Source organism: Aquidulcibacter paucihalophilus (genome assembly GCF_002105465.1).
Lineage (GTDB): Bacteria > Pseudomonadota > Alphaproteobacteria > Caulobacterales > Aquidulcibacteraceae > Aquidulcibacter > Aquidulcibacter paucihalophilus.
The window spans coordinates 1-3,468 of the sequence record NZ_NCSQ01000042.1 but is presented as its reverse complement, the minus strand read 5'-3'; the positions used below and the strand labels follow the sequence as shown (position 1 = coordinate 3,468).

5 protein-coding genes are annotated in these 3,468 nt (G+C 52.2%); 1 reads left to right on the top strand and 4 read right to left on the bottom strand.

Annotated features, from left to right (window positions below):
- Positions 1 to 48: 48 nt before the first annotated feature.
- Positions 49 to 252 (top strand): helix-turn-helix transcriptional regulator, encoded by a 204-nt coding sequence (locus B7364_RS04095; RefSeq protein WP_085338673.1) that lies wholly within the window; start codon positions 49 to 51, stop codon positions 250 to 252.
- Positions 253 to 470: 218 nt separating this feature from the next.
- Here the strand turns inward: B7364_RS04095 and B7364_RS04090 are convergent, their stop codons facing one another.
- From B7364_RS04090 to B7364_RS04075, 4 genes are all read right to left on the bottom strand, one after another.
- Positions 471 to 1,094, bottom strand: coding sequence for an EF-hand domain-containing protein (locus tag B7364_RS04090; protein WP_085338672.1), 624 nt, complete (start codon positions 1,092 to 1,094; stop codon positions 471 to 473).
- A 280-nt stretch (positions 1,095 to 1,374) separates the two neighbouring features.
- On the bottom strand, positions 1,375 to 1,593 hold the full coding sequence (locus B7364_RS04085) for a DUF4926 domain-containing protein (protein WP_085338671.1): 219 nt from the start codon (positions 1,591 to 1,593) through the stop codon (positions 1,375 to 1,377).
- Positions 1,586 to 1,954 carry a DUF6883 domain-containing protein gene (locus tag B7364_RS04080; RefSeq protein WP_085338670.1) on the bottom strand — a complete coding sequence of 123 codons (369 nt, stop codon included), beginning with the start codon at positions 1,952 to 1,954 and terminating at the stop codon, positions 1,586 to 1,588. Before B7364_RS04080 ends, B7364_RS04085 begins: the two co-directional genes overlap by 8 nt.
- Entirely contained in the window at positions 1,954 to 3,234 is a 1,281-nt protein-coding gene (locus B7364_RS04075) for a tyrosine-type recombinase/integrase (protein WP_085338669.1), read from the bottom strand. Before B7364_RS04075 ends, B7364_RS04080 begins: the two co-directional genes overlap by 1 nt.
- Positions 3,235 to 3,468 lie beyond the last annotated feature (234 nt).

Below are 3,468 nucleotides of genomic sequence, written 5' to 3'. Positions count from 1 at the left end.
GGGGATAGGGAATGTCCGATTAAATAAATACTTTTACAGATGAAACCTATGAATACCGACACACTTCTGACCGTTGAAGATGCGGCCTCCCATTTGAAGATTTCCAAGCACACTTTGAACCGTTGGCGCGTTACAGGTGAAGGCCCTCCCTTCATCAAATATGGCCCTCGCTTAGTCCGTTATCTCGTCTCCGCGCTTGATGCATGGGCACTGGATCGCTTGTATGCCAACACCAGCCAATATGGGCGATAAGCTCTTGCATTGCCAAATTTCGCCAAGTGCCAGAGCGTTTGGGCGCGTCAAGGTAACCTTCTTAGAGGGGGCTTCGCCCACCTTGACCCGCCCATCACGCTCTGGCGCACTTCCAAGTGTCGGGACGCGGGGCGCGTCCCGTTATCACCCCCTCGACCTTGCCTCTGGCAGGTCGAACACGGGGCATGAGTGTTTCAGTCGAAGAACCTATCCCGCGCTCACTTAACTTGGCTAAGTGATCGCTCGATTTGGCTTTTGATCCTGGCTAGATCGGCTTCGTTGATGTCGAAGGGAATCGCCATGGAGCCCGTTTTGATGTGCTCTTGGACTTTGCCATCTGGCGCGAGTTCAAATTTTACTTGGATAAAATCAAGACGCCGCGCGACCTTACCATTATGGAAATCATCAGACGTTTCCTTGAAACTAATGCCCGTACCACTCGATTCAAATTCATCTGGCGCAATCCATCCATTGCTATCCTTATCCATAGCCTTGAGAATCTCTAGATCGCCTTCTGATGTGATCTCGCCCGAAGTTATGCGGCCATTGTTGTCGCGATCAAAAACCTGAAACAGGCTCCGACTGGCCGACGCCGGAAAGGCACCTGCAAGCGCACCCACAATAAGCAAGCCACCCAACACCAGGGGCTTCCTGCCAAATTTGAGTCTTGGTGTGGGCACTTCAGTCGAAGGCATCACAGGGTCTGAATAATCCTTGATCAGATTTCGGAGCACCTGGCTCACCGATTGACCATGGGCACTAACGCGATCCAAAAACCGCACTTTCTCCCCATAAGGTAAGCGCACTTCCAGTTTCTCGGACTTCTTCGGTTGCCTCTCCATTTTTCAACTCCCCATCCCAAATCAGATACTTTCGGCACGGGATGACTGAGATGATTTTCGCCACTCGGTAAAGAAGATTAGTGTCCGACAAATGTCAGGCGGCTACATACCGGCTGTCTGCAATGCGTTGCTTCATGACGAGGCTGGCTCAATCACCAGCGACGCTTTGTAATTTGAATGCTCAATTCGTACTCAACATACGAATTCATCGTAAAATATGAAATCCGATGATGTCGGATTCGAATCCAAAGTGGACATTTGAGACTGAAGACTAGCTGCCTCAGGCCGCGACTTGCTCATAGGACAAACGCAGGAGCGAAGAGATTGGCAATGTCGGCATTGAAAAAGTCGCGCCATCTCGGTCACAGAACTCAACGAGTGCAAAGTCGTCATCCAACAACTCGACCACGGTTCCAACTTGTCCCTGAACGAGACCTAGCTCATTTTGATCGCTTAAAAGCGCGACGGCGTCTAGCAAGTTGGGTTGCACTTTAGTCATGGTTCTTGTCCTCAGATCCGGCTCGTCTGTCAGTCACAACAAAGGCCGAAACAAACTTTGCGACGTCGTCTCCAGTCCGTATCACCCATAATGATCGCACAAAAGCTGACTTCGTTCCATAGGTAAGTTTAAAGACAATCGCGTAATGCTGGCCGAACTTGTCCTGGCGGATGAAGTTGGGAGTTTGCGTGCGAGCTGCGTTGAGCAAAGCGGATCGCAAGACAGCGACTTCGGCCAGCCCTATACCCAATGCCGATTTGAACACTCGTGCTTTGTTGGCACCAATTCGATGCGTCGGAGACAGAACATATTCCGTCAACTTGGCCTCATAGATTGATACCTTATCACCAAAGGGCTGCATTACTCCCGCCCTACTGCAAAACGCTCGGCCACCTTCTCAGCAATAATCCTTGCGGCAGTGTCGCCGGGGTGCGCATAGCGTTCGGTCGATGATGCGTTTGCATGGCCCAGAGCTCGACCAACTAGATACAGCGATGCACCATCTTCGACAGCGAAAGTTGCAAAGCTATGACGTAAGTCATGAAGACGGACGTCAGAAAGGCCCGCGAGCTCGCGGACTTTCAGCCATGCCTTATTGACCCCCAAGACCGGTTTGCCGGAAATTTGAGACATGAAGACATAAGGCCCTAATCGCGGGAGGTATTCGAGGATCGCGCGCGCTTGCTCGGACAGAATGATCGTGCGTGATTTATTCTGGCTACCCATCTTTGTTCGGATCGGCGGTAGAACGAGACGCGAGCGCTCGATGTCAACTTCAGACCAATTGAGTTCGGTGATTTCGTTACGGCGCGCTCCCGTCAGCATGATCAGGCGAATGATGTTGGCATAATGAGGCGCGATGACCCATGCCGCTTGCGCCTCATCGAGGACCGTCCAAAGCTTCTTTGCCTCTTCCGTGGTGATAGATCGTTCCCGCCGGTTGTCGCGCAGCTTCTGGACTTTGGAGCAGGGATTGGTTTCCAAAATCTCCCGCCAGATCGCCCACGAGAACATCGCGGACAGGCACCTCATTCCACGGGAGGCAGCACTAGGTCCGCCCTTAACAATAGAGCGCCCTCTTGGGCCAGTCTTGATGTCGTGTGAAGTCTTGCCCGCCGCGACGTCCCGTTGCCAAGCGGCGAGATCACTAGGCCGAACGTCCTTTGCAACAACATCATCCAGAAGGGGCTTGATATGGCGCTTGTAAGATGTGGCATCGACTGACCAAGACGACTCCCGCTTCAGCGGCTTGTCACTGGGTCCATCGCGGAAATACATCTCGAACAATTGGCCGATGGTGGCGTCGCGCATGGCCTTCGCTATGACCAGCCCACCTTTTCCGGCCAAAGCTTTTACCCGTTCACTCGGGCTCTCAGATAAGTCGACGCCTTTGGTCGCCTCTGTAATGACTTCGCGCGCGCGGTTGCGCGCCGCTTCCGGCGTCCAAGGCAAACCGTGTTCGCCAATCGTCATCCAGCGTTGTTGACGGTTGACGCGATACTTTACGCAATAGGTCTTCCGGCCACTCGACGAGATCCGGAGCATGAACCCACGCAGCTCAATATCCCAAATCCGCGTGTCCCCAGTCTCCGGCGGCATCGCGGAATCGACAAATCGCTTATTGATTTTTNTCGACCCCATCACGCGACACCATCATCTCAAAAATGGCGAAGTTTGGACCCATTTTCAGCTTTTTTTGCTACCAATTTGCTACCAAATGGGAAAAATTCAGTAACAAGCTGTCCCATAACATTACAAGAAAATCTATGTGACGCAATATATTACGAAAAATCGTGACAAGCCGCGAAAACGCGAAAAAACGAGGGGTTCACTTTTCGTAATGATGGGGTCGCAGGTTCGAATCCTGTTTGCGGC

Coding starts and splice junctions, on each gene's coding strand:
- B7364_RS04080 (WP_085338670.1), bottom strand. CDS start 1,954: ATGCAGCCCTTTGGTGATAAGGTATCAATCTATGAGGCCAAGTTGACG.
- B7364_RS04090 (WP_085338672.1), bottom strand. CDS start 1,094: ATGGAGAGGCAACCGAAGAAGTCCGAGAAACTGGAAGTGCGCTTACCT.
- B7364_RS04085 (WP_085338671.1), bottom strand. CDS start 1,593: ATGACTAAAGTGCAACCCAACTTGCTAGACGCCGTCGCGCTTTTAAGC.
- B7364_RS04095 (WP_085338673.1), top strand. CDS start 49: ATGAATACCGACACACTTCTGACCGTTGAAGATGCGGCCTCCCATTTG.